Genomic DNA, 23,476 nt, shown 5'->3' with positions numbered 1-23,476 from the left:
AAAACGGTACAGCAACCGTATGCTGTACCGCCTGATAAACTCTTTTTTCTTTTCTGTATTACTCTTCTGCCTCTATAGCGTCTGTTTCAATAATAAATTTCACATTGCCGTTCATGTTGTCTGCTTTCCCGCTGAAGGTGTCATACGTGCAGTTTTCGGAATTCAGTGCATTCACTCTGTCCAGTATATTGCCCACTTCATCCTCAATGGTGTCCTTCAATTTTTTAGTGCCCTTTTCATCGAATTCCTTCATGCCGTCTTTCAAAGTCTTTGCCCCGTCCTTAAGCTGGGTTATGCCATCCTGTACCTGGCCGCTTGCGTCCTGCAGAGTGTTGCTGCCTGATAACAGTTCCCCGGTGCCAGAGGTCAGTGTGGCAGCCCCTTCCCGCAGTGTACCGCTGTTTGCGGAAAGCATGGCAGCACCGGAAGAAAGCTCTGTACTCAACTCATCCAAACCCTGGCTTAACTGTGAAGTGCCTCCCTGGAGTGTTCCTACCCCCTGTACCAGTATAGGCGCATTCTGTTTTAATTCCCCTGCACCGTCTAAGAGCTTCTGATTAGCATTTCCCAGGTTCTTAAATCCATCCAGAAGAGACTGGATCCCTTTGCTGGCTTTTGGAAGTGTGGATGTGCTCTGGTCCAGCAGGCTGACACTGCCGGAAAGCTGGCCGATACCGCCTTTTAGCTGCTGCATGCCTGTGTTGATGGCAGATACACTCTCTTTTAAAGCCTCCATAGGTGCTGTTGGGAGCTGATCTTTCATGGCGGTGATCCCTTCCAGCTGCTTTTTGATCAACGGAAGTTCATTGCTGCCAAGTTCACTGACGGCTGCTTCAACCGTCTGATAGGAGCCAGCCATTTTTTCTATAGCATTAACGATCCCGGAAGCATCGAAAGCAGGGATATTTACATGGACTGCCGGAGCCTGTATATGTTCCAGTTTTTCCATGTTTTCCACGTCCACTGTCACATCGCCGAGCTGACCTTTGACGGCTGTCAGAGCACTTTTCACTGCCTCATCATCGGAAGCATTAATCTGTGCATCCAAAGCCTCTCTTGCTGCCCGGAGTTCTGCATTGGCGGCATTCTTTGCAGTATCTGCCGCTGTATTTGCCATGCTCTGGATCTGGGCGTTTTTTATATCAATTTCACTATTTACCTCGTTGGTCATTGCCTGCTCTGCCTGGGCAATAGCGTTTTCTGATTCTGTCTGAACAGTGGTGAGATACGACTGCAGCGAGCTAAGATTGTCCTTCAGGCTCTCACCTGCAGCGATCATTTCACTGACAGGAACGGCAATCTTTTCCTGCATCATGGAGGACAGGTCCTCTGTCTCCCTAAGCAGTTCCCGGCCTGTGCCTGTCATCTGGTCCACCAGCGCCATCATTGCATGGATATCTGTACTGTCCAGCGTATCTTTTAACTGCTGGGTGCCGGCAGCCAGCGTATCTGCAGCAAGGCGGATGTCATCGGTTGTGCTGCCTTTTCCGTCCAGTGCACTGTTCAACTGTCCGACAGCATCTTTTATTTCTGTCAGACCCGCTATAAGGGGCCTGAGTCCTTCTGCTCCGGCAGCCAGTTGTTTCTCCCCGGCAATATAGGCCGTTGTGCCGTCTGCCAGCAAAGAAGCACCGTCGGTATACTGTTTTACCCCATTCACTACGGTATTGACCCCGTCCACATACTCTGTAACCTTTCCAGTGAGAACGCCGCTGCTTCCTAAATAAGTCTGGATCCCGTTATCCAACTGATCCACACCCTCTGTATAACTGCCGATTCCGTCTGCAAGCTGCGCTCCGCCGCTGTTCAGCGCATCAATTCCGCTCTTTAATGTGTTCACACCATCGTCGAATTCTTTATATTTGCTGTCCAGGGTATCAGCCCCTTTAGACAGCTCCGCGGAGCCGTCTACCAGTTTAAGGGCAGCGTCCTCCAGATCATTCAGAGAATCCTTCAGTTTATCCATATCCGTGATGTCTTCTGTATTTAGTTCCTTCATGATATCTGTCAGCGCTATGGTAAAAGTAGGGTCCATAGAAAAGTTTTTCACATCCGCGGACACCTCCAGGCTCTCCGGAAGCGTGATACCGTCACTGTCATTATCTTTATTTAGATTTTTGTCAAGTCCCAGGCTTTCTTTCAGGCCGGGCATGGCAATACCAAGCACAATATTTCTGCTGCCGTCTGAAATAACCTTTCCGTTATCGATCATAACATTTGAAAAGATATCTTCCGGAAGGATCAGTCCTGTCATCATGACAAAAGGACTATAGAGGGTTTCTTCTTTTCCGTCCACCTTTACAGTCTGTTTGACATGGTTTTCATAATGGATCTTGATCTGCAGATGCCCGCTCTTTCCCGCCAGATCTTCGGGACTCATTTTCTTTCCGTCTAAATAGTAGGCCAGGTTTACGGAGACCGGCAGGTCTTTGCCGGTTTTTCCCTGATAATAAATGTCCTGCCCCTCGGTATTCCAGATAACGGAATCCCCTTTTTCCGTATATGTCTCCTCGCCTTTAACGTTTTTTATATCTTTTAGATCAGTCCGGTCCTTCAGCTTCTTCTCCACTCCAGCGTTTTTAAGCCAGCTGGACACTGTCACATCCTTTTCTTTGCCGGCTGCGTCGGCATTCACATAGACGGTTTCTTCCTTGGATACTTCTTTCTCCGTTTCCCCTGCTGCATAAACCGGCATGGCACCCACAACAGTGGCCATGCTCACGGCAAGTCCTGTCATCATCTTATTTTTCAGCTTTCTGTTTCTGTTCATTCTATTCCTTCCTTTCCTGATGAGCACTGTCTTTTTGTCTTCTTACCCAGAAATCCTATGGATGTCTTGCAGATCACTTTATCAAATATCATAAACATGGCCGGAAGTACCATGATAACTACGGCCATACTGATTAGGGCTCCTCTTGAAAGCAGGGTACAGATAGAGCCTATCATATCCACTTCAGAATAACAGGCAACTCCAAAGGTTGCGGCGAAAAAGCTGCATCCGCTGGTGATAATGGACAGCATGCTTGCTTTATGTGCAATGGATATGGCCTCTTTTTTGCTGTGCCCTCTCTGTCTTTCCTTCTGGTAACGGCTGGTCATCAAAATGGCATAATCAACCGTTGCCCCCAGCTGAATGGTACCGATGACTATGCTTGCCACAAAGGGAAGGCTGGTCCCCTGATAAAAAGGTACTGCCATATTCACAGCAATGGCAAATTCTATGACTGCCACCAGGATGACCGGGAGAGACAAGGATTTAAACACCAGCATGATAATTATAAAAATGGCGGCAATGGAGATTATGTTGACATTGCGCAGGTCCACGTCTGTAACATCCTGAAGGTCTTTCATCAGAGGCGCTTCACCGATTACCATGGCAGAATTATCATATGATTTTACGATCTTATCAATGGCTGCAATCTGTTTGTTCACAGTCGGCGTGGCCGATTCATATTCCGAGCACACAAAGGCCAGTTCGTACTTATCACTTTGCAGCATCTTTTTGATATCCTTCGGTATCATGGAATCAGGAATGGACGGACCGAACAGGGAGTTCATGCCAATGGTCCATTTAATGCCGTCTACCTGGTCAACTGCCTCCATCATGTCACGCTTTTCTTTGCTGTCCATATCTTTTTTCATAAGTATCATATGCATGGTGCTCATGTCAAAATCATCCTGCAGCTTTTCATTGGCCACATTACCCGGAAGGGATGAGGGCAGTGACTGCGCAATATTATAGTACACTTTCGTATGATTATTTCCGTATATTGCCGGCAGGAGCAGGAGCAGAAAAACTGCCAGCCATAATTTATAGTGCTTTGTTATGAACCTAGACGGCCCCTCCACATTCCTTATCAGGGGCCTGTGCTTTGTTTTTTCAATCGCCTTATCAAATATAAGTACCATGGACGGAAGCAGGGTGACACAGCATATAACACCGATCACCACTCCCTTTGCCATGACAACACCCAAGTCCCTGCCCAGAGAAAACGTCATACAGCAAAGCGCGGCGAATCCGGCGATCGTAGTCACGGAGCTGCCCACAATGGATTTAAACGTGTTGGAAATGGCATGCCCCATGGCCCTGTTCTTGTCGCCTGGGAAACGAAGTTTATTTTCCTCGTAACTGTTCAGGAGGAATATAGAGTAATCCATGGTGACACCAAGCTGCAGTACAGCGGTCAGAGCCTGCGTAATGTAAGAAATCTTCCCCAAAAACAGGTTGGTCCCCATGTTATATAAAATGGCACATCCGATACTGAGCAGGAAAAATACTGGTACAAGGAAGGACTCTGTGGCAAGCTCCAGAACCAGAAAAGCAAGGCATGTGGCAATGACCACGTAGATGGGCAGTTCCTGCAGGGATATGTTCTTGATATCCGTGACGATCCCCGTCATGCCGCTGATAAAACATTGCTTATCCGCTACTTTTCTCATCTGTGTCACTGCTTCCATTGCCTCATCGGAGGAAGTGGTATTGTCAAACAATGCCAGCATCATGGTTGCATCGCCGCGGAAAAAGACTTCCCGCAGATCCTTTGGGATCATCTCCACCGGAAGGCTTAAATCTGCCACATCGTCATACCAGAGTACATCCTTTACATGAGGTATTTCGCTGAACTTATCTTCCAGTTTCTGTGCGTCCTTTAGGTCCATATTTTCCACAACAACCATGGAAAATGCACCCATCCCATACTCATCCACCAGGATATCCTGACCCTTTACGGTTTCCAGGTGTTCCGGCAGATAACTGAGCAGATCGTAGTTAATTTTTGTTTTCGCCATACCTATTACGGATGGAACCAGCATCAGGATTCCCATAAGTAATATGAGAACCCGGTGCCTGGCGATCCATTTGCCCGCTTTGACCATAGAAATCATCCCCTATTCTGTCTTTCTTTGTAACGGTTCAGTGCCTTCACAAGTGACAGGCAAAATCCATGCTAAACCGCCTTTGGCGATGAGGTTTTGCCTGATGCTGAACGCTTTTTCACGGTCAACGCAGAAAATGTGCGGGCCTGCTGAAGTGTTACCTCTCGTATTTCATATCAACCTCCATTATAAACAAAAATGACCAATAGTCAATATTTAAAACTCACAGAAATCCACGAAATAGCAAAATGAATTTTGGTCATTTTTAAGGTATTGACTTTTAGTCATTTCTGTAAGATAATAAAATTAAAATCAAAATTCAGGTGTGATAAAAACACATATGAAAGGTGAGACAGCCATGGGAAAACTGGAGATAAACAAGCGGCAGAAAAAGAGTGCTCTCTTCCAGACCGCATTTGATCTGTTTACAAATAAAGGCTTTGCCAAAACCACGATCTCTGACATCGTCAATCAGGCCGGGCTTGCAAAAGGAACTTTTTACCTTTATTTCAAAGATAAATATGATTTGAGGGATAAATTGATCGCTTACAAAGCCGGACAATTATTTGCGGATGCCCATAAGGCCTTGGCAGCCAAGGAGATCACAGGTTTTGAGAACCAGATGATGTGGATGATGGACTATATCATTGAACGTTTCCAGAAAGAACATGCCCTTCTTCAGTTCATTGCAAAGAATCTCTCCTGGGGTATATTCAAAAATGCCTTTGAACGCACCGTACCGGAAGAATCACAGAAATTTTATGAATACTATCTTGAAATGATGAAAAAAAGCGCAGTGACCTGTGAGGAACCTGAGCTTATGCTATTTACTTTTATTGAATTGGTGGGGTCCACCTGTTACAACTGTATTTTATTTGAACAGCCGGTGACCATGGACAAATACCTGCCATATCTTCATAAAGCCATCCACCAGATTTTTCTTGCTTATACAACAAGCTGACTGTAAAAGGACCGGCGGCTGTCTGCTTATATGCAGTACAAGTCTCCGGTCCTTTTGCTCTGTCTCTAAAATGTTTCTTTCCATTCCCCGGTCCCGGTCTGTGTACAGAACAGGATTCTCTCCTGCCCGTCCTCCTCCAAAACCCTGAAATGGACCAAATCTGCATATTGTTCCCTCAGTTTTTTCTCTATCTCAACCATACGGGAATCCCAAATCTCCTCATAAGGTACGGGGTCAAAGGCTTCAAGTGCCGGATGATCCGTCAGTGTCCTGAGGATCCCGTACCCTTCCCTGCTGTTTACAGCATTTTCTGGTATTGGCTGAAACCCGAAATCCAGATACATTCGGGCAGCCACCCAGGTATTTGTCTGCGTCGGTATCTTAATGGAGGGATAGCCCAGCTCTTTTAAACGCTGCAGGGTATGGGAGATCAGCGCCTTTGCAATGCCCTGTCCCTGGTATTCTCTCTTTACAGCCACCCAGTGCAGCCATCCCGCGCCGGATAAATCCCGCGGTTCATAAAATGCTGTGGCCGTGGCAACTTTTTCGCCGTCCAAAGTCTCCACAAAAAACATTCTCTCTTCCAGCTCTTTTTCTTTCCCGGCATAGTATTTCTCCCAGGCAGCCTCCCCCTCCATCGGAAGAACAAATTCTCTTGCAGATGTTTCTATAGCGATCCAGTCCTTCTTATCTCCCTCCCTGTAATAGACATAGCGGTATCCCTTTGGCAGAGAGAAGCCGGGGAGGTTTTCAAGGCTGCTGCTCTTTAGGACCAGCTCATAGTATTTCAGGCGCATATCATGGTTGTCGGGTCTTAACTTCATAAGTTCTTCTCTTTTCGTCATACTCACCTCTCTGCGGCCGGACTATACTGCCTGGCCGGACAGAATACTGTCTATCAGCCGGGAGGCTTCGTTTCTGGTCAGTGTGTCCGGGTTAAAAGTCTGTTTCAAGCCCTTCTGCTTTATCAGACGCATAAGAAAATCCATCTGCTTTTTTGTAGCGGGCGGAGATTTTTTGACTGTGCAGACCAGAGGAGACGGCTCAAACAGATGAGGCTCTTTCTCCTCAAAATAGTGTGCCATGGTCTGGTACAGTTTAGCTGTTGCCAGTGCGTCATGATAGGCCCTGTGTGCAGCTGAATTGTTGATCCGGTAGTGCTCACACAGCTCGCCCAGACTTCTGGACGGAAGGTCCCTGTGCACGGTTCTGGCAATTTTCAATGTGTCAATGCCGTCTTTTTCAAAGGTATGACCCAGAGATTCGGCACTGATCCTGACAAAGCTGTAGTCAAACAGCACATTGTGCCCGATCAAAATATCCTGCTCACAAAAATGCAGGAAATCAGGAATCACCTCTTCCCGGCACCTGGCATTTTCCACCATTTCATTGGTAATTCCGGTAATACCTGTGATATTGGCCGGAATAGAAAGTTTTGGCTTGATAAATTCCATAAAACGTTCCTGTACTTTTCCGTCCCGTACCTTTAATGCACCTATCTCTATGATCTCATTTTCTTCTGGACTTAGACCGGTAGTTTCTATGTCAAAAGCTATGTATGATTTTAACATATCGCGCTGCGTCTTCCTCACTTTCTCTTCTGTTTGAACGGACGTCCCCAGAGTGTGTCTGAAAATTCATTCCGACAATCTGCACGTCACACTCTAGTCTGCCCTGCTGCCTGCCTTATAGTTTCCGTCAGTATCCGGCAACGGCTTTCAGGCTCTGAACCTCCAGTCATAGAGGCCTTCTGTGTGCACCATGGACTGCAGCATTTCCCGCAGGGAGTCACTTTCATTATAGACAGCAATACTCAGTGTCCCTCCGCTGATGCTCAGCATAGAGTTTTCCCTGGTCAGGAGAATGTCAATCTGTCCTTTCCTTTTCAGAATGGTCTTTTTCATGATCTTGACTATGGTATCACAGCGTTTATCTTTCAGCCATCCTTCCCTCTGACGGATGAGCGGAATATGCTCCTGCACATACATTTCAAAAGGATAATAGCATAAAAGCTTCAACACAATAGCGATCACCTTATCGCAGAAAACCTGAAGCTGTTTGTCCTGCATAAAATACTGCTCTACTTCTTCAAATATTGTATCAGCTTCATCGGGAACCCTTCCGGGAAGAAAATCAATCACCCGGTAATCCTCATTAAAAAGCTGGCTCATTTTCTCGTATCTTGTCATATACCCCTTACTCCTTTCGGTTTGTAAAGATATCTCTCCCCTTCATATCTTACAAATTATAAACGCAAAACGCCGAATCGACAAGCATAATTATAAACCATGCTTTTTCTTCCTCTTATACTCCATTATCCTTTCCTCAATTGTGGTGTAATCCCGCTCAAACAATTCTTCACTGATCTGCAGAGCAAGTGTCTCCTGTGGAACCTTCAGCAGTATCTTTTCAATCACAAAGGCCTTGCTTTTTTCCCTGTATTTTGGCATCTTATTCAATTCCTGGATATGTGCCAGTTCCGGGCGCCATAGGATACTGAGCTTTCTCTTCATATCCACTTTCGGATTGGGCTTTGGCTCCCGCAGGGTATAAAAGTCCACGGTATTTCCCATCTTTTCCGCCGTGATGATTCCCCACCATTTAGGAACATACTCTTTGATGTGCAGAGCGTGGGTGGATCCTGCCACAACAAGGTTGCTGTCATAATAGCGGTTGTAATCCCTCACCTGTCTTTTCAGACGCACATAGGTGTCCGCATCGCTCTTTATTTCAATACCGGCAATGGTGTTAGGCAGGACCATCACAATATCCGCACGTGACTTACCCATTTGCTTTTCCTCCAGGATCCTGATCTTACCGTACCTCTCCTCTAAAAAATCAAAGAGGGGCTCCCGGATATCCTTATCGTACAGCATGATCAGGAATTGGAGGAGGAGGAAGCGGCGGCTGCACTGGCGGCGGCTGCGGAGGCGCAGATTGCGGCCTGCTGGGCGATGACCAGAGCCACAACGCCGTTTAATGCCGCAGTCTGCATGGAATGCAGGTCAGGCACATAATCACAGGAAGCCATCATGCCGGCATACATCAGCCTCTGTCTGGCACCCACACCAAAAGCCCCGAATCCTTTCTGGGATTTCAGAAAAGCATCTGCCTCTGTGATGTCCTGTACCAGTATATCTTTTTCCACATCCAGAAGTGCCAGAACACCTAATGTTGCAAGCTCATAGCCTGTTCCGTATTTCAGTCCCCGGGATTTCAGGGTATCGAATAATTCCAGTGCTCTTCTGCACTTCGGCTCCGCAAAATCCTCACCGAGAGCCAGAATGTGGCTGAGGGACTGCACCGAATTCCCGGAGAAGAAGTAGGGCTTTAAAATATGATAGCACTGCTCCATCTCCCGTTCGATACAGGAATCATTAAGTTCAGACATAGCAAGGAGCGCGGCAAATGCACTGTCCTCACCGGATGTGAGAAATGGATGGGTACTTTTCATACGGCTGTAAATGCTGCCTGTTTTGCGTATGATCTCCTCATACCGGGACGGGTCTGCCATCTCCGCTACAGTGGCAGCCGCCACTGTCAGATATTCGGAACCCCAGAAATATTCCTTTAGCCGTCCGTAAATCGTCAGCATCTGCTCCATCACCATTTCAGGGTTTGCTGTCAATGAGAGCATGGTAATGACAGCCAGTTTTGAAACACCTCTGAAATTAGAAAAAGGTCCGGTATTGGCCTTTAAAATATCCCGGCAGTTAAGCAGACGGTCCGCTTCTGCAAGAGAACCTCTTGACGTCAGGATTCCCGCGCACATTGGATAGACATAGGGGCTCTCCCACCCAAAGGTGGATTTGATGATATCTCTGTTTTCAATAAACAGATCACAGCGTTTTCTCAGTTCTTCTCTCATGATACATCCCTCCCAAGACTTCTGTCATTTACAAACACACCTTTATACTGCTCCAGCCCAAATCTGGTCACGAACCAGGAACATTTACAGAGAAACATGTAGTAGACATTCAGCCCGCTGTTGTTCAGCGTCTCAAAATTTCCCTGGCCTTTTGAGAGAATCAGGTCCGCAGCAGCGATCAGGTCCCTGGCCTCTTTGGAGATATGCTTCAGGCTTGTGCCTGCAATTTTCGTGCCATTGCCGATGACAGGCACCAGATCAGAAAGCCCTGTCATATTGGCATCCTCAATTGTGGCATCATTGATCACCGGTTCACCGCGCACAATAACGGTAACATGAATCTGCGGATATCTTTTCATAAGCTGTTCGATCAAAAGCTTATCAAGAACGATCTCACCGCAGTTATCGGTCAGGTAGACCAGGTTCCCGGCTGTCTCCATCTGTTTCGTGAAATTACTGTATTCGGAGGCATCCAGGGTTTCCTCGGAAGCTGTGTCAATCAGCTCCCAGAGCTTTTCATCGCTCACACTGCCCATGGCTCCAAAATCAATATAATTGCCTGCCCGGGCGTATAGGATCCCCCGGTATACAGGGTCATCTGACTGGACGATCCGGCTGCGTACCGCATCCTCTGCCTCCAGCATCCTATGATTGTAATCTTTTTTCAACTGTTCAAAACTGTATGCGCGCCCGAAATACTTCTGATGGATCACATTTATTTTGGCGATGAGCACGGGTGCTGTGTCTTCCGGCTGCGCTGCACCGATGATCTGAAATACTTCCCGCATATATGCTGACTTTAATTCCTCGGAAGTGATGTCCTTCAGATTCTCCATCTGACGGGTGATCAGACAGCTCATACACTGGGCGCTTAATTTTACATTTGTGGATATTTTCATGGTATCTCCGTTTCAATTTATAGAATGTCCCAGGATCCTTAACTGGTCTTTTATCTATTTACGGTTTCATTATACCCTATTGTGTGTTGATTTCCAATAGTAAAAACCATCCGGCCTGTCTGCTCTTATGGATCATCGTTACTGTTCACAGTATACTAAAAACGTAGCTCTTTGCACAGCAACGCGCTTTGCGATGCACAGTTCTGCCCTTTAGGGTACAAAATGCAATAAATTGCATTTTAGCGCTGGCTAACTCGGGATTTTGCTGCGCATCGCGCAGCATCCCTTTGGGAAAACACCTCCCGAAACATTGGCCTGTGAACGGTAACGGATCATCTTCCAAGATCGCAGCATGTAAACAGCGGCGTATTTTGCAGATATTGGGACAAAAAGAAAGCAGGGCATCTGTGGTTCAAACGCCGCTGCTTTTCTTGATCTTTCTTTTCCGTTACCGGATTTAGTTATTGTTTTTTCCTGCCAGTATGGTCATGCACTTTCCTATGCCATATCCGGCAAAGCTTACCGCTCCATACAAAAGGACATAGAATAATGCGGATGTATTCATATACAGGAACACGGCAGGCACAAACAGAAACCCTGATATACATGGAAATAAAAGGATGCTGTCCTGCCTTAAACCGTAAAAAACGGAAATGCTCAGGGTGGCTGCCGGGAGAACCAGAAGGAGAAGAAACATTCCGGAACCGGTATCCCTGATAAATGCCGGCAGCAGATTGTATATAAGCCCAAGGATGATCCAGCAGGCAAACATAGTCTTTTTTGTTTTCATTGACAGTTCTCCTCTTAAATGTAGTTAATCAGCCAATGCATCCATAAATTCCAGTATATATTCAGCCGTGCTGTCCCACTGCTCTTCGCCCAAAATACCGGCTGTTTTATCTTTTTTCTGTTCCCCGTAATTTCCAAAGCCTGCATGATTGGCTCCCTGTATGACTATTTCATTACAGATTTTTGCGTTTTTAATGGATTCTTTGTATTTCTCCCGGTTCAGAACTCCGTCCCTGCTGCCGTAGATGGACAGAACCGGCAGTGATCTGAGCGTATCTGTGGGATACGCCGCAAGCAAAACCAGTCCTTCCAGTGAGTCTTCATGTTTCTGCGCATAAGAGGAAGCCATAGCACCACCGAGTGAATGTCCGCCAAGATACCAGTTTTTTACATCCGGAAAATCCCGGATCACCGTATCTGCCCCATTGGAGTTAAAAACAGCCAGATGAAACGGCATTTTTACCAGGACGCAAAAAACATTTTTCCCTGCAATCCTTTCAAGCAGCGGCGCATAGCTTTTGGCCTCAACCAAGCCTCCCGGATAAAAGATAAAGCCTGTGCCGCTGTTTTTATCCCCATATGTATAGTAATCGTCCGATTCGGTTGTGACGGTGTCCTTTGGTTCATATGCCTGTGCATGGTAATAATTTGAAACATACAAGGCAAAGCCAAGGACCAGAAGCAGGACTGCGGTTAACAGGCTTAATGATAGTTTCTTCCATAGAGGCCAGGGCCTTTTTTTATGCTGCATTTTTACTCTCCGATCTCAAAATTATTTAGCTTGTATGCAAGGCCTGTGAGTTCCAGAAGGTGTCGCCAAGAGTGATGGCGTCATCAAATCCGGATAATTTTATTGTGCCATATTCGGAACAATCAAAGGTCAGTGTGTACTGCTGGCCGCGGAACACTGCAGTGGAGGATTCCCTCTCTTCAAAAACCGCAATATTATCCATAAAGATCTGCTGTTCCCCTTGGCCTTCTATATATTTATAAATAGTAAAATAAAAGCTGTTGTCATTGATCCCTGTGATTCGGATGGTGGCATATTCGCCGTCAGAAGCATTTTTGTAATCACCGTCGACAGGCATGTATTGGGTAGTGATAGGTGCAAAATCACCCTGTGGCCAGTTCATCCATGACCATGCGCTGATGGACGCATCAGATACGTCAATGCTTATAATTTTGCTTTCCGAATCTGATATAAATTCTTTATGGCTCGGATCGCTGTCACCCAGATTCCGGTATCCGCTCTGCAGAAGGTTTGTTTCCGCCTCTTTGTACTGCTCCCCGCAGCGGATTCCCTCCATGCTGACACTGCTGTTGTTCTCACAGCTTATACTGATCAGGGCACGTCCTGCAATCCCATTGGTATCCGGATCCCATTCCACATCAATCCCGTTTCCTTCATATCTCATTCCCATGTCACCGAAGGCAACGCCTGACGCCTGCTGAAGCCCCAGGTTCTGAACCATGGAAGGCAGAGCATCTCTGTTCATAAATCCACTCAGTTCTGTGGGCTCTGTCTTTGCCGGAGTCGGTTCTGTTTTTGGCGGGTCAGTGGGTTTTTCCTCCGGCTCCGCTTGGATGGGGGTTTCCGTTTTTGCTTTTGTATCAGGATCAATAACGGCTTTTCCGTTGATGACCTTCTCTTTGCTGTCCTCTTCCTCTTTACCGGATGGCTTTTCATCCTCCTTGGAATCAACATTGTCTGCTGCTGCTTCCGTATCCGCTTTTTTCTGCTTTTCACCGGAATCTTTTAAAGAGCAGCCTGTAAATACATTGGACATAACCAACAGGATAGTAAAACAGATAACGGGAAGAATGCCCTTTTTCATCTTTCCTGCTTTCATAATATTCACCATCCTTCTCTTGAATGTGAGGAGGCCGTCATTCAGACTGGTGGACAGTTCGTAAGGATGTCTTCCCAAGGCCGCTGTTTTCAAAAGCAGCTGGTTATATCTGAGCTTATCCTCATGGTTTCTGCCTTTCATGACTGACTCATCACATATGAACTCTATATCACGCTCCGCCTCTTTTTTCATAAAGTAAACTGCAGGATTGAACCAATAAACAGTTGTGATCCATATCATCAGCAGCTTATACCACAAATCCCTGTTGCGGTAATGACATAATTCATGTCTGAAGATCAATTCACATTCATCCCCGGAATAGTCCCGTTCGGGAAGATAGAGATATGTGTTTCTGATCCCTGCCAAAAGCGGACCGGATAACTTGCTGCTTGCCACAAGCTTAGGCGCTTTTTTGATATGCATTTTTTTACACAGTTTATTGTATTCGGCAATCCTCTCACTGTTCGTAAAAGGAATACGCCAACGGCGCAGTTCACGCCTTCCCGCTCTCAGCATAAACAGTTTGTATACCACAGCTACGCAAATACCCGCTCCCCAGATATATGCCATAAACCATGCGATGGTATCTATTTTTATATTCTCCCTGGGAGAAACACTGTCTTTTGCATTTTCTCCTGCGCTGTCCTGCATGTCTGCCTGATCATTGGTCATTGTTTGTTCATTACTGCTGTTTTTTGTGCTGTCTGTCGGAATCTTTGCCGTTTCCGCAGCAAGCGCATTTGTACTACCGGCGTATTCCGTTCTGGTGATTTGTTTTGGTACCTCAATGGTCAGGCCTCTGGCATTTGACGGCAGCCTCACCGGAATGAGGAGAAACACAGAAACGAACAGCCATATGAGATATTTCCATCGGGAGGAATATTTTTTATCCAGCAGTCTTGATACTGCCAGCACAATGAAAATGATGACAGCCGATAAAACATTCACCTTAATTATGTGCAGCATAAACTCTGCCATATACTATTCCCCCTCTCGCTCAAGCTCCTTCAGGAACTCCTCCAGTTCCTGTATCTCTTCCCCGCCAATCTGTTTTCCCTGGTAAAGGGACGCTACAAAATTCTTCAATGAATTCCCATATAGTTTCTCCAGCACGCTTTTCCCTTCCTGCTGCTGGTATTCACTCTGCGTCACAACAGGGCTGTAGAGATTGGTTTTTCCTTCTCTTTTTACCGAGACGAAATTCTTGTTTTCAAGCCGGGTGAGCATGGAGAGGATTGTGGTGGGTGCCAGCTCTTTCTTTTGATTCACAAAGGCCTCCACCTCCAGACGTGTCATGTCCGGATGACCGTTCCATAAAGCCAGCATCACATCCAGCTCTGAATCAGGTAGTTTTTGAATACGCTTTTTCATGTTATCACCTCCTGTACTGTCTGCAGATACCGTATTTTCAGGTTAGGTTACAGAGTATTTTTCTACAATTGTAGTACCTATTGTCATTTTACATTAGTAGTAGATAAATGTCAACGGTTTTTGTAAAAATACTTTGCTGTTATCCGGTCACGATCTGCGCGAATGTGGACATACAGAGAGGCGGGGAATACATATCCCCGCCTCCGGTTTGTATGGATATAGATCAGAAGTCCACTTCTGTTCCGTAGTAAATACAGTTGAATAATCTTTCCATAGTTTCCGGGTCAATCCCACGGGGATTGGAGCCGGTGCAGGCATCACCTACTGCCAATTCTGCGATTTTCTTGATCTTCTCTTTAAATTCCGCCTCGATGATGCCGAATTCTTTTAATGTCCTCGGAATACAGAACTGTTTGTTCAGTTCATCAATTCTGTTGCAGAGGCTGTTGATCAGTGATCTCTCGGAAGCACCTGCCAGGCCCATTCTGCGGGCAATCTCCGCGTAACGTTTTGCCGCGGCTGCATCTTTGGCATTGTATTTGATCACATATGGAAGATACATTGCGTTGGCACAGCCATGTGTGATATGTCCTGTGGAAAACGCAGCTCCTGTCTTATGAGCCATGGAGTGGACAATTCCCAACAGCGCATTGGAAAAGGCCATTCCTGCCAGACACTGGGCATAATGCATCTGCTCTCTTGCTTCCATGTTACAGTTATAGGATGCGGGCAGATGATCCAGTACCATCTCAATAGCCTGAAGCGCAAGGGGGTCTGTAAACGGACTGTGCAGAGTGGACACATATGCTTCTATTGCGTGGGTCAAGGCGTCCATTCCTGTGTAGGCCACCTGCTTTACGGGAAGTGCTTCAACCAGATCCGGGTCTACAATTGCCACATCCGGGGTGATATTGAAATCCGCCAGCGGATATTTTACACCGCTTTCATAGTCCGTGATCACAGAAAATGCAGTCACTTCGGTGGCAGTGCCGGATGTTGACGGAATTGCTGCAAATTTTGCTTTCTGACGGAGTTCCGGAAAATTAAACGGGATACATAGTGCTTCAAATGTTGTGTCGGGATATTCGTAAAAGGCCCACATTGCCTTTGCCGCGTCAATAGGGGAACCTCCACCCATGGCTACGATCCAGTCAGGTTCAAATTCCTGCATGGCCCTGGCGCCTTTCCTAACGGTTTCTACAGACGGGTCAGGCTCAACGCCTTCAAAAGGCTGTACCTCCATACCTGCTTCTCTCAGATAGCCAGCCGCTTTTTCCAAAAAGCCCTGGCGTTTCATAGCTCCGCCGCCTACTACAAGAAATGCTTTTTTGCCCTTCAAATTTTTCAGTTCTTCCAGGCAGCCTTTTCCATGATAAATGTCTCTCGGTAATGTAAATCTGCTCATAGTATGCATCTCCTTTTATGTACTATTGTTAATCATTTAACAATATCAGTATAATATATCTGAGTAAATTAGTCAACAATAAATGCACACATTTAGCAATTTTCAGGATGAGCGGTGTCTCCGTTATCTTATAGCGATCACAGACCTGTCCCCAAAATCCAGAACTTCACCGGTCTGTATATCCAGTTTGTGTTTGAAAATCGGTCCGTCCACTGCTATAGTATGGTATTCACCGTTTTCCCCGCAGAGGTCAATACCGCTGGAGGCCATTCTTTCCGCAATCTTTGCATCTAAGGGTTTTCCCAGGATCTCTTTTGGCAGAAGCCGGTTGTTTATGGATTTAATGATACAGCAATAGTCTTTGGAAAGGATTTCCTGCACTATCTTTTCACGTCCCTGCTGCCACAGGGGAAATTCTGCCCTGATCCCTGCTGCGTGACAACGGTCTTCACTCCATCTGCGGTTGTTTTCTATGTCAATATCACCAAACCCCGCCATCTCTGCCCCCAGTTCTATGGCTCTTTTGAGGCCTTTTTCAAATTCCAGATGATATGCCTCCCCGCTTGACGGGCAGAGAATCAGGGGGATTTCCAATGCATCTGAAAATTTATCCAATAATTCATAGTCTGCCCCGTGAAACCAGGACCGGTCCATGTCCTGATTGACCATGACCAGCAGGCCCACCGGCTCATGTCCCCCTTTTATTAGCTTGTGCAGCGCAAGGGTACTGTCCTTGCCGCAGCTGTATGACATGACAAATTTCATTTCTCTACCTCTCTTTTTTCTGTTTTTTGCAGCGTAAAATAATCAATCCTTTCATTTCTGCCTTGTTTTATATATAATAGTTTAAAAGAGTCTATGATAGCTTCTCTGCAAACGGTAAGGAGTGTATTATATTATGGAAAAACAAGGGAATGACAATGAAAATACCTATACGGCTGCCAGCAGCATAAAATGTCCAAAGAACCACCGTGATGCGATACATACTGTAACATATAAAAAAGCCACGTGCACCCGTGTGGATGACATTATTCTGAACTTCCACTGCAGCCAGGATGCCCAATGTCTGGAATGTCAGCGTGATTATCTGTAGCACAGTCTGCCGGACTGTCTGTTTTGGGAGGTCTTTGGTATTCCATAATATCACCCGGCTGACAGTCCAGTACATCACAGATGGCTTCCAGAGTGGAAAATCGAATAGCTTTCACTTTGCCTGTCTTCAGGTTGGACAGATTTACATTTGAAATTCCGACTTTTTCCGATAATTCATTCAGGGAAATTTTGCGGTCAGCCATGACCCGGTCTAATCTTAATATAATCGCCATATTATTTGCTCCTAAAGGATTTCGTCCATTTCTTTCTGCATTTCTGTCCCTTCTTTGATCAGACTGCCCAAGACAAGGAACAGGATACCAAAGACAAACATCTTTCCGTCAATCAACACAAAGCTTCCAAACTGCATGATGACAAAACCGTTTGAGCTGTATGTTGGAAAATGTGTGATGGTAAAGGATGTCCCAATAATGATCCATCCGATCATCAAAAAATAATTGCTCAGTGAATGAATGAAAAATTGTTTGCTGGCATAAATGCGTATCAGGGAAATGAAAATCGTGAAATTTATCAGATATGTAATAAGTTCATACGCTGTGCCGGTTATGTCCTCACTTTTCCATAACTCTTTCTCTAACATTTCATACAAACCAGCGAATCCAACCATAACAAGTATGCCTGTTAAAAAAATAGCAAGCATCAAAAGAAATTTTAGCTTTTTTGAAAACTTCTTTTTGCCCCTATTGACGTTTGTTGAAAAATCATTTTCTCCCATGCATCGTTCCCTCCTCCATCATGAGATCTTATTGGTTCCTCTTATAATCCATTTATACCATACGCCGCACTGACCGTCAATATATTTAATGATTATCATTAAAATATATTTAAATATCATTAAAATTAGAGCAAAACAAAAATTTCATCTTCCTTATCAGTAGGAGCTGATTTCATCATCACCTCCTTGCCGGCAATGTATATTCTGCCTGGAGGGATTTTGGTTCACACGGGAAATCCCCCTGCTTCGATAGAAAAGCAGGGGGATCGTATCTATTCTTATTCCGTTCCTTGACTGTCTTTCAGAGCATCATAGGCCTTTTTTGTAAAACGGTGATACTGCAGGCCAAACTCATCTTGTTCCAGGTAATAAACATAAGGATCAATTTCCGGGTTCCGAAAGGAAATGCCCCATTCATGTTCATGAATTTTTTCAACTGCTACATCCTGAGAGAATCTTTTGAAAATATTTACAATATCGTCCACAGTATTCCCGGGGTTAAATATTTCCTCTAAAAAGGCCTTTAAAAATGGGCTGTCATTTACATTTTCATGAACATATCTTACTCCTTCAGAAGGAACATGGACACAATAACGGCCCTTTTCCTCTGTTTCCTTTATGGTCAGCCCGCCCAGCTCTTGTCCTGCAGATTCACAAAATGCCGCGATGGCCTGTGAAAGGTTTTCCTCTGCTGTCAAGAGCAGTTCCTGCAAAGATTCCTTTGGATAATACAGATTCATGTCCTCTTCCCGGTAACCGATCTTTATTTCACACTCTTTGATATTGTCAAAAATATTCTTTTTTAAATCCATGCTGTATGCTCCTGTCTTTCTTATTTGCAGCGGCCAGCAAAGCAGCTTGACTTTGAAACGCCGCGCAAATTCTGTATTGATCTACAAACTGTCCATCACATCCCGAATGGTCTCCAGAAAAGATTCTTCCCCATATGTGTTCAGCTTAAAGACTATCCCCTGACTCCCGCCGGATGTGATCGCGGACAAGTAATATTCACCTCTGCCTCCAACTAAAGTGATGGACAAACTGACTCTGTTACTGCCCATCGCGCTGTAACGCTCATAGATCCTCACGGCACACTGAAAATCCCCATTGCTGAAATTACTGCCGTCCTCGTATGATGCGGACATACTTCCCTTCATTACAGCATCGTGCAGTTTATTTATAATATCATCAAAATCTCCGTGGACTACTTTTTCGTATTTTGCCATATGATATCCTCCTGTTATACGCGGCAGGTCTGTACCTTTACCACGCTGCACATAAAAAAGTTCCAAATTAATTATATAATATATTAAATATTATGACAATCGTTATCTTTTAGTTGTTCTTTTCTTCTTTAATCGAAACTTAATACCCCTGTCCGGAACTTCACTCCTATTTAATGACCAAACTGCTATAATTTCCATAATCTAAATACAAAGGTTCAGGAGGATATGAAATTGAAAAAACAAATATTTAAAGGCGTGGGCACAGCGATCGTTACACCCATGAAAGAGGATTTTTCTATTCATTATTCTGTGTTTGAGGATTTACTGGATATGCAGATCGCAGGCGGCGCGGATGCAATTGTAGTTGCGGGCACAACAGGAGAAAGTGCCACGCTCACAGATGAAGAGCATATAGAACTTATTCGGCACGCAGTCAGACATGTCAAAGGACGTATTCCGGTCATTGCCGGAGCCGGAAGCAACAATACCGCCCATGCAGTCTATCTGTCAAAGGAATGTGAAAAAGCAGGGGCGGATGCCCTTCTCCATGTGACCCCCTATTACAATAAAACGTCCCAGCAGGGGTTGTTTCTGCATTTTACGGAATGTGCCAAGTCAACCAATCTGCCCATTATTTTATATAATGTACCGTCACGTACAGGAGTCAATATCTGTCCGGCCACGTATAAACGCCTTAGCGAAACAGAAAATATCGTGGCTGTGAAAGAGGCAAGCGGCAATTTTTCCCAGATAGCAAGGACTGCAAGCCTATGTAAAGAGGATTTAACGATCTATTCCGGGAATGATGACCAGATCACCTCATCCCTGGCTCTTGGCGGAAAAGGTGTGATCTCTGTTCTCTCCAATCTTATACCAAATGAAACCCACGCTATCTGTGCCTCTTATTTTGAGGGGAACCATGAGGAGAGTGCGCATTTACAGCTAAAATATCTGGAGCTTATCGAAGCACTGTTTTTAGATGTAAATCCTATTCCTGTAAAACTGGCAATGCGCGCCATGGGTTATGATGTGGGTCCCTGCAGACTGCCCCTCTGCAATATGGACAATACCATGGCAGAAAAGTTGTATACTGTGCTGGAAAAATACAGTCTGACGAAAGTATCCAAACACTCACACTCCGATGCCGGGTAACACCGATTCGGTTCTCAAATATAATGTGTGATCTTGTAACCGTGCAGGCTTAGAACCATTGGACACTTTAGGAAATACAAGAAGGGATTTCATATGAAGGACGCATATATCTTATTTAGAAATGAGTACCCGCAGAATAAAGAAGAGATTTATTCCCTGATCAAAGAATTTTGCCGCAAACATGATCTATATTATTCCGGCCCGATCACAGGGGATCCTTTGCTGGTGAGGATTGAGGGAGAAGTGTATACTGTGGATATCAAGGAGGAAAAGGAGGACTCAGGCAGTGCTTACTGGATCATTTATTGTCTGCAGAAAAAGCACTTGTATCTCTTCCGAAATATTTTAGAGCCGGCTTGATATGATTGCCCCTTGTCAAGTAGACAAGGGGCTGATCCATACCGGCTCTAAAATGAATGTTATGATACCTGAAAGGGGGTATCAGCAATCGTTTTCCCAATGTTACCTTTATTTTCGACCTCCAAATGTAACAAACCTGTGCACTGGTTTATGATGTATTACGCTTACTATTACGTTAAAAAAATATAGTATCTATCAAAACCTCTTCTTTTTTAGTATAATAAATTTGAAACGGAAAGAAACATTTTTTGATTATATGAAGCATTTCAGAAGGGATCTACTACATGATAGAATTAAGCTTAGAACAAATACGGAATTTCAGGCTGTATACCCATCATCTGGACAGGATATTCGCTAAAACGGATATAGAAAAGCTGGTGGGCGCATGTGGAATGCAGAATACACCGCCCGGTGCCTGGGAAACGGCCCTTTACAATCGCGTGCCCGGCTGCAGTTTATCAGAAATGGACGATTTGCTGTATACAGAGAAATCGCTTCTGCAGGCCTGGAGTCTACGGGGTATCCCTGTTGTATTTCCTATTTCACAGAGCCATATCTTTCTGTCCGCCCTTATAGCGGAGGAGGAAGAACCCTGGATTTATACTTCCGGAATTTCACTGGCGCTTGACTTTCTGCAGATGGATTTTAATGATCTGTTCCGTATATTACAGCAGGTGATTCCACAGCTTGATGACTGTACGATCATGAGCAAAACCTCTTTAGATCAGACATTGGCAGATTGGATGCTGCCGCTCATTCCTGAAAATAAGCGTGTTTTATGGTCACATCCTTCCATGTATGGGAGTCCGGATAAGCAGACTGTGGGAGGCGCTGTTGTTTCCTTTTTGCTTCGGCCGTGTGCATGGAAAGGATTGGTCGTTTTCGGAGAGCGCCAGGGAACCAGCCCGATGTTTACATCCTATAAAAATTGGACAGGCAGGTCTCTCATACCGGAAAAAGACGCCTGTAAAGAGTTGGTACGGAAATACCTTCACTGTTATGGACCGGCAAACGTCAATCATTTTGTGAACTGGCTTGGGTGCTCCGGAAAACAGGGGCGCCGTATGTGGAATACGGTTTCCGAGGAGATGGAACCTGTTTCCGCTCTTGGTAAAAAGGCCTATATTCTTTCATCCGACAGGGAACGTTTACTTCAACCGGATTCCACGGAAAGAGAACTGCTTCTTCTCGGCGGACACGATCCTTTTCTTGACCAGCGCGACAGGGAGGTCCTTCAGCCTGACAAAACACTGCATAAACAAATCTGGAAGTTGGTAACCAATCCCGGTGTTGTTTTGTACCGCGGAGAGATCATCGGGATCTGGAACGCCAAAAAGGAAAAGAACGGCATGGATTTCACCATAACTCTGTGGAAATCCATTCCTGACAGACCGTATCTTTATGCTCTTGCGGAAGCATATGCAGCCTTCCGCCAGATAAGATTATTGGGGGTTGAAATTATGATCTGATCTTGTAAACGCCGTATGGTAGAAATATATTCAGTCCTTTTACAGTTACAGGGCAAAACCCATACAGGATTACCCCTTATGCTGGGATTTGCTTTGCTGCAGAAGATTTAAATGGGAGTTCTTATAGTCCATACCGTAAATGTACGGACCTTCTGATATGATATGGATAAACAAAGCTGCACATAAAAAGCATGGCCGCATAAGGTAGTTACTCATAAAACAGTATCAACAACAAACTGAAATAGGGCAGCTGCCATATAGGGTGCAAGGCAAAACGGGCGTATCGCTTAAATAGTGGTACGTCCGTTTTGTTACGCAGTAGAATGCTATTTTATAAGGGGGGAATATAAAATCTTTACTATCCTATTTCCACGTCGGCAAAGATGCATGTCACAAGTCTTATTTGCCTTATAAATAGCGATAATAAATTATCTACCAGAGCAAATAGCATTGTTAAACTAAGTTAAAAATAATGTGATGGCGACACTTGCTATTGAAACAATTAGCGTTGTAAAAGTCACTATAATCACTATTTTGTCGTTTTGAACCGAAGCAATCGCATAGGCAGAGTGTTGTTGTCAAAAAGAAAGAACCGATAACCGCATTTCATAATCTGCGTGTTATCGGCTCTGCGTCTTTGCGTCTGGCTCTTTGATAACTGACATATTCATTTGTTGAACGTTGATTAGTGTTTCTTGCTTACATTTTGGACAAAAGAGGGGAAAGTTTACAAGTACGGTTTCTTCCCTTACCATTGTCCGAGTTTTATTATTGCACACAGGACATAACAACCACATTACCGCGCCCATAGTACACCCCCTTATGGGATAATAAATTAAAACTCCATAATATAAATTTCATTAACTGTGTCAAAGGAAAAGCCACATGATAACAAGGTATTGCAAGAAGCCTTATTTTCCTGTTCCGGCTGCACAATGATACGCTTTGCGTATTTATGTAGCTTAATTTCCTTAATCAGTAGTTGAATGATATTTTTCCCAAATCCCTTTCCGATATATTCAGTATCACCAATCAGATAGTCAATACTGTAAGTACCGTTTATATCCGTATTGCCATGCCAATCTTCTCCGCTGTGACGGTATTCGTAATATTGGCAGAAACCGATAGGCTTGCCCTCCAACTCCACCATGAAGTGATGTAAGAATGAAAATTCGTCATTCCTCTTTTTGACTTCATCAATCCAATCCAACGGGTCATGATACCATTTAGCCACATGGGGCGTGTATAGCCATTTTTCAAACAGTGCAACATCCTCATTACGAAGCTGACGAAGCAACAATTTTCCCAAATCTTTTCCTCCTCTCTAATATGAATATTATTTCACATTCTTATTATAGCAGATGGGTCTTGCAAAGTCAATATGAACAATACTTCATGTTCATTGACCAAATGAGCATTATGC

The 23,476-nt window shown here is 44.9% G+C and carries 23 protein-coding genes and 2 pseudogenes; 4 read left to right on the top strand and 21 right to left on the bottom strand.

What is annotated here, in order from left to right; translation table 11 throughout:
• Nucleotides 1-58: 58 nt before the first annotated feature.
• Nucleotides 59-2,770, bottom strand: a complete 2,712-nt coding sequence (locus tag C6P39_RS23260) for a YhgE/Pip domain-containing protein (protein WP_207657149.1) — start codon at nt 2,768-2,770, stop codon at nt 59-61.
• Nucleotides 2,767-4,875, bottom strand: coding sequence for an efflux RND transporter permease subunit (locus C6P39_RS23255; RefSeq protein ID WP_104805360.1), 2,109 nt, complete (start codon nt 4,873-4,875; stop codon nt 2,767-2,769). Before C6P39_RS23255 ends, C6P39_RS23260 begins: the two co-directional genes overlap by 4 nt.
• Before the next feature lie 358 nt (nt 4,876-5,233).
• Here C6P39_RS23255 and C6P39_RS23250 point away from each other — a divergent pair, with 358 nt between their 5' ends.
• Nucleotides 5,234-5,836 carry a TetR/AcrR family transcriptional regulator gene (locus C6P39_RS23250; RefSeq protein WP_104805359.1) on the top strand — a complete coding sequence of 201 codons (603 nt, stop codon included), beginning with the start codon at nt 5,234-5,236 and terminating at the stop codon, nt 5,834-5,836.
• 65 nt (nt 5,837-5,901) lie between these two features.
• Here the strand turns inward: C6P39_RS23250 and C6P39_RS23245 are convergent, their stop codons facing one another.
• From C6P39_RS23245 to C6P39_RS23170, 17 genes and pseudogenes are all read right to left on the bottom strand, one after another.
• On the bottom strand, nt 5,902-6,681 hold the full coding sequence (locus C6P39_RS23245) for a GNAT family N-acetyltransferase (RefSeq protein WP_104805358.1): 780 nt from the start codon (nt 6,679-6,681) through the stop codon (nt 5,902-5,904).
• Nucleotides 6,682-6,702: 21 nt separating this feature from the next.
• Nucleotides 6,703-7,407: a 3'-5' exonuclease gene (locus C6P39_RS23240; protein WP_095173140.1), complete on the bottom strand. Its 705-nt coding sequence runs from the start codon at nt 7,405-7,407 to the stop codon at nt 6,703-6,705.
• Nucleotides 7,382-7,495 (bottom strand): annotated as a pseudogene (locus C6P39_RS28795) (DUF6783 domain-containing protein); the annotation flags it as partial. The pseudogene C6P39_RS28795 and the gene C6P39_RS23240, both read right to left, overlap by 26 nt.
• 59 nt (nt 7,496-7,554) lie before the next feature.
• Entirely contained in the window at nt 7,555-8,025 is a 471-nt protein-coding gene (locus C6P39_RS23235; protein ID WP_104805357.1) for a hypothetical protein, read from the bottom strand.
• A gap of 90 nt (nt 8,026-8,115) precedes the next feature.
• Entirely contained in the window at nt 8,116-8,712 is a 597-nt protein-coding gene (locus tag C6P39_RS23230; protein WP_104805356.1) for a sce7726 family protein, read from the bottom strand.
• Nucleotides 8,713-8,714: 2 nt separating this feature from the next.
• Nucleotides 8,715-9,704: a DUF4003 family protein gene (locus tag C6P39_RS23225; RefSeq protein ID WP_104805355.1), complete on the bottom strand. Its 990-nt coding sequence runs from the start codon at nt 9,702-9,704 to the stop codon at nt 8,715-8,717.
• Nucleotides 9,701-10,603 carry a damage-control phosphatase ARMT1 family protein gene (locus C6P39_RS23220; RefSeq protein WP_242987115.1) on the bottom strand — a complete coding sequence of 301 codons (903 nt, stop codon included), beginning with the start codon at nt 10,601-10,603 and terminating at the stop codon, nt 9,701-9,703. The genes C6P39_RS23225 and C6P39_RS23220 overlap by 4 nt, the downstream gene beginning before the upstream one ends.
• A 457-nt stretch (nt 10,604-11,060) precedes the next feature.
• Complete coding sequence (locus C6P39_RS23215) at nt 11,061-11,393, bottom strand: hypothetical protein (RefSeq protein WP_104805354.1); 333 nt, start codon at nt 11,391-11,393, stop codon at nt 11,061-11,063.
• A gap of 24 nt (nt 11,394-11,417) precedes the next feature.
• Nucleotides 11,418-12,143: an alpha/beta fold hydrolase gene (locus tag C6P39_RS23210; RefSeq protein ID WP_104805353.1), complete on the bottom strand. Its 726-nt coding sequence runs from the start codon at nt 12,141-12,143 to the stop codon at nt 11,418-11,420.
• Nucleotides 12,144-12,168: 25 nt separating this feature from the next.
• On the bottom strand, nt 12,169-14,220 hold the full coding sequence (locus C6P39_RS23205) for a M56 family metallopeptidase (protein WP_104805352.1): 2,052 nt from the start codon (nt 14,218-14,220) through the stop codon (nt 12,169-12,171).
• A gap of 3 nt (nt 14,221-14,223) precedes the next feature.
• Nucleotides 14,224-14,613: a BlaI/MecI/CopY family transcriptional regulator gene (locus C6P39_RS23200; protein ID WP_104805351.1), complete on the bottom strand. Its 390-nt coding sequence runs from the start codon at nt 14,611-14,613 to the stop codon at nt 14,224-14,226.
• A gap of 223 nt (nt 14,614-14,836) precedes the next feature.
• The gene (locus C6P39_RS23195; RefSeq protein WP_104805350.1) at nt 14,837-16,018 is read right to left on the bottom strand and encodes an iron-containing alcohol dehydrogenase; all 1,182 of its coding nucleotides are present in this window, start codon (nt 16,016-16,018) and stop codon (nt 14,837-14,839) included.
• Nucleotides 16,019-16,141: 123 nt separating this feature from the next.
• The gene (locus C6P39_RS23190; RefSeq protein WP_095173149.1) at nt 16,142-16,783 is read right to left on the bottom strand and encodes a Dph6-related ATP pyrophosphatase; all 642 of its coding nucleotides are present in this window, start codon (nt 16,781-16,783) and stop codon (nt 16,142-16,144) included.
• Nucleotides 16,784-17,142: 359 nt separating this feature from the next.
• A pseudogene (locus C6P39_RS23185) lies at nt 17,143-17,343 on the bottom strand (helix-turn-helix domain-containing protein); the annotation flags it as partial.
• A gap of 11 nt (nt 17,344-17,354) precedes the next feature.
• Nucleotides 17,355-17,846: a DUF2975 domain-containing protein gene (locus C6P39_RS23180; protein WP_095173150.1), complete on the bottom strand. Its 492-nt coding sequence runs from the start codon at nt 17,844-17,846 to the stop codon at nt 17,355-17,357.
• Nucleotides 17,847-18,124: 278 nt separating this feature from the next.
• Nucleotides 18,125-18,658 (bottom strand): DUF3877 family protein, encoded by a 534-nt coding sequence (locus tag C6P39_RS23175; protein WP_104805349.1) that lies wholly within the window; start codon nt 18,656-18,658, stop codon nt 18,125-18,127.
• Nucleotides 18,659-18,739: 81 nt separating this feature from the next.
• Nucleotides 18,740-19,072, bottom strand: coding sequence for a DUF6054 family protein (locus C6P39_RS23170; protein WP_095173152.1), 333 nt, complete (start codon nt 19,070-19,072; stop codon nt 18,740-18,742).
• 225 nt (nt 19,073-19,297) lie between these two features.
• Here C6P39_RS23170 and dapA point away from each other — a divergent pair, with 225 nt between their 5' ends.
• From dapA to C6P39_RS23155, 3 genes are all read left to right on the top strand, one after another.
• Nucleotides 19,298-20,224 (top strand): 4-hydroxy-tetrahydrodipicolinate synthase, encoded by a 927-nt coding sequence (gene dapA, locus C6P39_RS23165; RefSeq protein WP_334293906.1) that lies wholly within the window; start codon nt 19,298-19,300, stop codon nt 20,222-20,224.
• A gap of 93 nt (nt 20,225-20,317) precedes the next feature.
• Nucleotides 20,318-20,584, top strand: coding sequence for a DUF4318 domain-containing protein (locus tag C6P39_RS23160; RefSeq protein WP_095173154.1), 267 nt, complete (start codon nt 20,318-20,320; stop codon nt 20,582-20,584).
• A 284-nt stretch (nt 20,585-20,868) separates the two neighbouring features.
• Nucleotides 20,869-22,053, top strand: coding sequence for a winged helix DNA-binding domain-containing protein (locus C6P39_RS23155; protein ID WP_104805347.1), 1,185 nt, complete (start codon nt 20,869-20,871; stop codon nt 22,051-22,053).
• 620 nt (nt 22,054-22,673) lie between these two features.
• Here C6P39_RS23155 and C6P39_RS23150 read toward each other — a convergent pair.
• On the bottom strand, nt 22,674-22,862 hold the full coding sequence (locus C6P39_RS23150; RefSeq protein WP_104805346.1) for a cysteine-rich KTR domain-containing protein: 189 nt from the start codon (nt 22,860-22,862) through the stop codon (nt 22,674-22,676).
• 26 nt (nt 22,863-22,888) lie between these two features.
• Nucleotides 22,889-23,362, bottom strand: coding sequence for a GNAT family N-acetyltransferase (locus C6P39_RS23145; protein WP_104805345.1), 474 nt, complete (start codon nt 23,360-23,362; stop codon nt 22,889-22,891).
• Between the last annotated feature and the right edge of the window lie 114 nt (nt 23,363-23,476).

The sequence above is a fragment of the Blautia marasmi genome (genome assembly GCF_900258535.1).
Lineage (GTDB): Bacteria > Bacillota > Clostridia > Lachnospirales > Lachnospiraceae > Blautia > Blautia hominis.
Note: the sequence above shows the minus strand (reverse complement) of the source record. Positions and strands in the feature narration are given on the sequence as shown.

Coding starts and splice junctions, on each gene's coding strand:
- C6P39_RS23245 (WP_104805358.1), bottom strand. CDS start 6,681: ATGACGAAAAGAGAAGAACTTATGAAGTTAAGACCCGACAACCATGAT.
- C6P39_RS23250 (WP_104805359.1), top strand. CDS start 5,234: ATGGGAAAACTGGAGATAAACAAGCGGCAGAAAAAGAGTGCTCTCTTC.
- C6P39_RS23260 (WP_207657149.1), bottom strand. CDS start 2,770: ATGAACAGAAACAGAAAGCTGAAAAATAAGATGATGACAGGACTTGCC.
- dapA (WP_334293906.1), top strand. CDS start 19,298: ATGAAATTGAAAAAACAAATATTTAAAGGCGTGGGCACAGCGATCGTT.
- C6P39_RS23230 (WP_104805356.1), bottom strand. CDS start 8,712: ATGCTGTACGATAAGGATATCCGGGAGCCCCTCTTTGATTTTTTAGAG.
- C6P39_RS23180 (WP_095173150.1), bottom strand. CDS start 17,846: ATGGGAGAAAATGATTTTTCAACAAACGTCAATAGGGGCAAAAAGAAG.
- C6P39_RS23160 (WP_095173154.1), top strand. CDS start 20,318: ATGAAGGACGCATATATCTTATTTAGAAATGAGTACCCGCAGAATAAA.
- C6P39_RS23155 (WP_104805347.1), top strand. CDS start 20,869: ATGATAGAATTAAGCTTAGAACAAATACGGAATTTCAGGCTGTATACC.
- C6P39_RS23240 (WP_095173140.1), bottom strand. CDS start 7,407: ATGTTAAAATCATACATAGCTTTTGACATAGAAACTACCGGTCTAAGT.
- C6P39_RS23205 (WP_104805352.1), bottom strand. CDS start 14,220: ATGGCAGAGTTTATGCTGCACATAATTAAGGTGAATGTTTTATCGGCT.
- C6P39_RS23210 (WP_104805353.1), bottom strand. CDS start 12,143: ATGCAGCATAAAAAAAGGCCCTGGCCTCTATGGAAGAAACTATCATTA.
- C6P39_RS23190 (WP_095173149.1), bottom strand. CDS start 16,783: ATGAAATTTGTCATGTCATACAGCTGCGGCAAGGACAGTACCCTTGCG.
- C6P39_RS23175 (WP_104805349.1), bottom strand. CDS start 18,658: ATGGATTTAAAAAAGAATATTTTTGACAATATCAAAGAGTGTGAAATA.
- C6P39_RS23200 (WP_104805351.1), bottom strand. CDS start 14,613: ATGAAAAAGCGTATTCAAAAACTACCTGATTCAGAGCTGGATGTGATG.
- C6P39_RS23235 (WP_104805357.1), bottom strand. CDS start 8,025: ATGACAAGATACGAGAAAATGAGCCAGCTTTTTAATGAGGATTACCGG.
- C6P39_RS23215 (WP_104805354.1), bottom strand. CDS start 11,393: ATGAAAACAAAAAAGACTATGTTTGCCTGCTGGATCATCCTTGGGCTT.
- C6P39_RS23195 (WP_104805350.1), bottom strand. CDS start 16,018: ATGAGCAGATTTACATTACCGAGAGACATTTATCATGGAAAAGGCTGC.
- C6P39_RS23225 (WP_104805355.1), bottom strand. CDS start 9,704: ATGAGAGAAGAACTGAGAAAACGCTGTGATCTGTTTATTGAAAACAGA.
- C6P39_RS23220 (WP_242987115.1), bottom strand. CDS start 10,603: ATGAAAATATCCACAAATGTAAAATTAAGCGCCCAGTGTATGAGCTGT.
- C6P39_RS23170 (WP_095173152.1), bottom strand. CDS start 19,072: ATGGCAAAATACGAAAAAGTAGTCCACGGAGATTTTGATGATATTATA.
- C6P39_RS23150 (WP_104805346.1), bottom strand. CDS start 22,862: ATGGGCGCGGTAATGTGGTTGTTATGTCCTGTGTGCAATAATAAAACT.
- C6P39_RS23255 (WP_104805360.1), bottom strand. CDS start 4,875: ATGGTCAAAGCGGGCAAATGGATCGCCAGGCACCGGGTTCTCATATTA.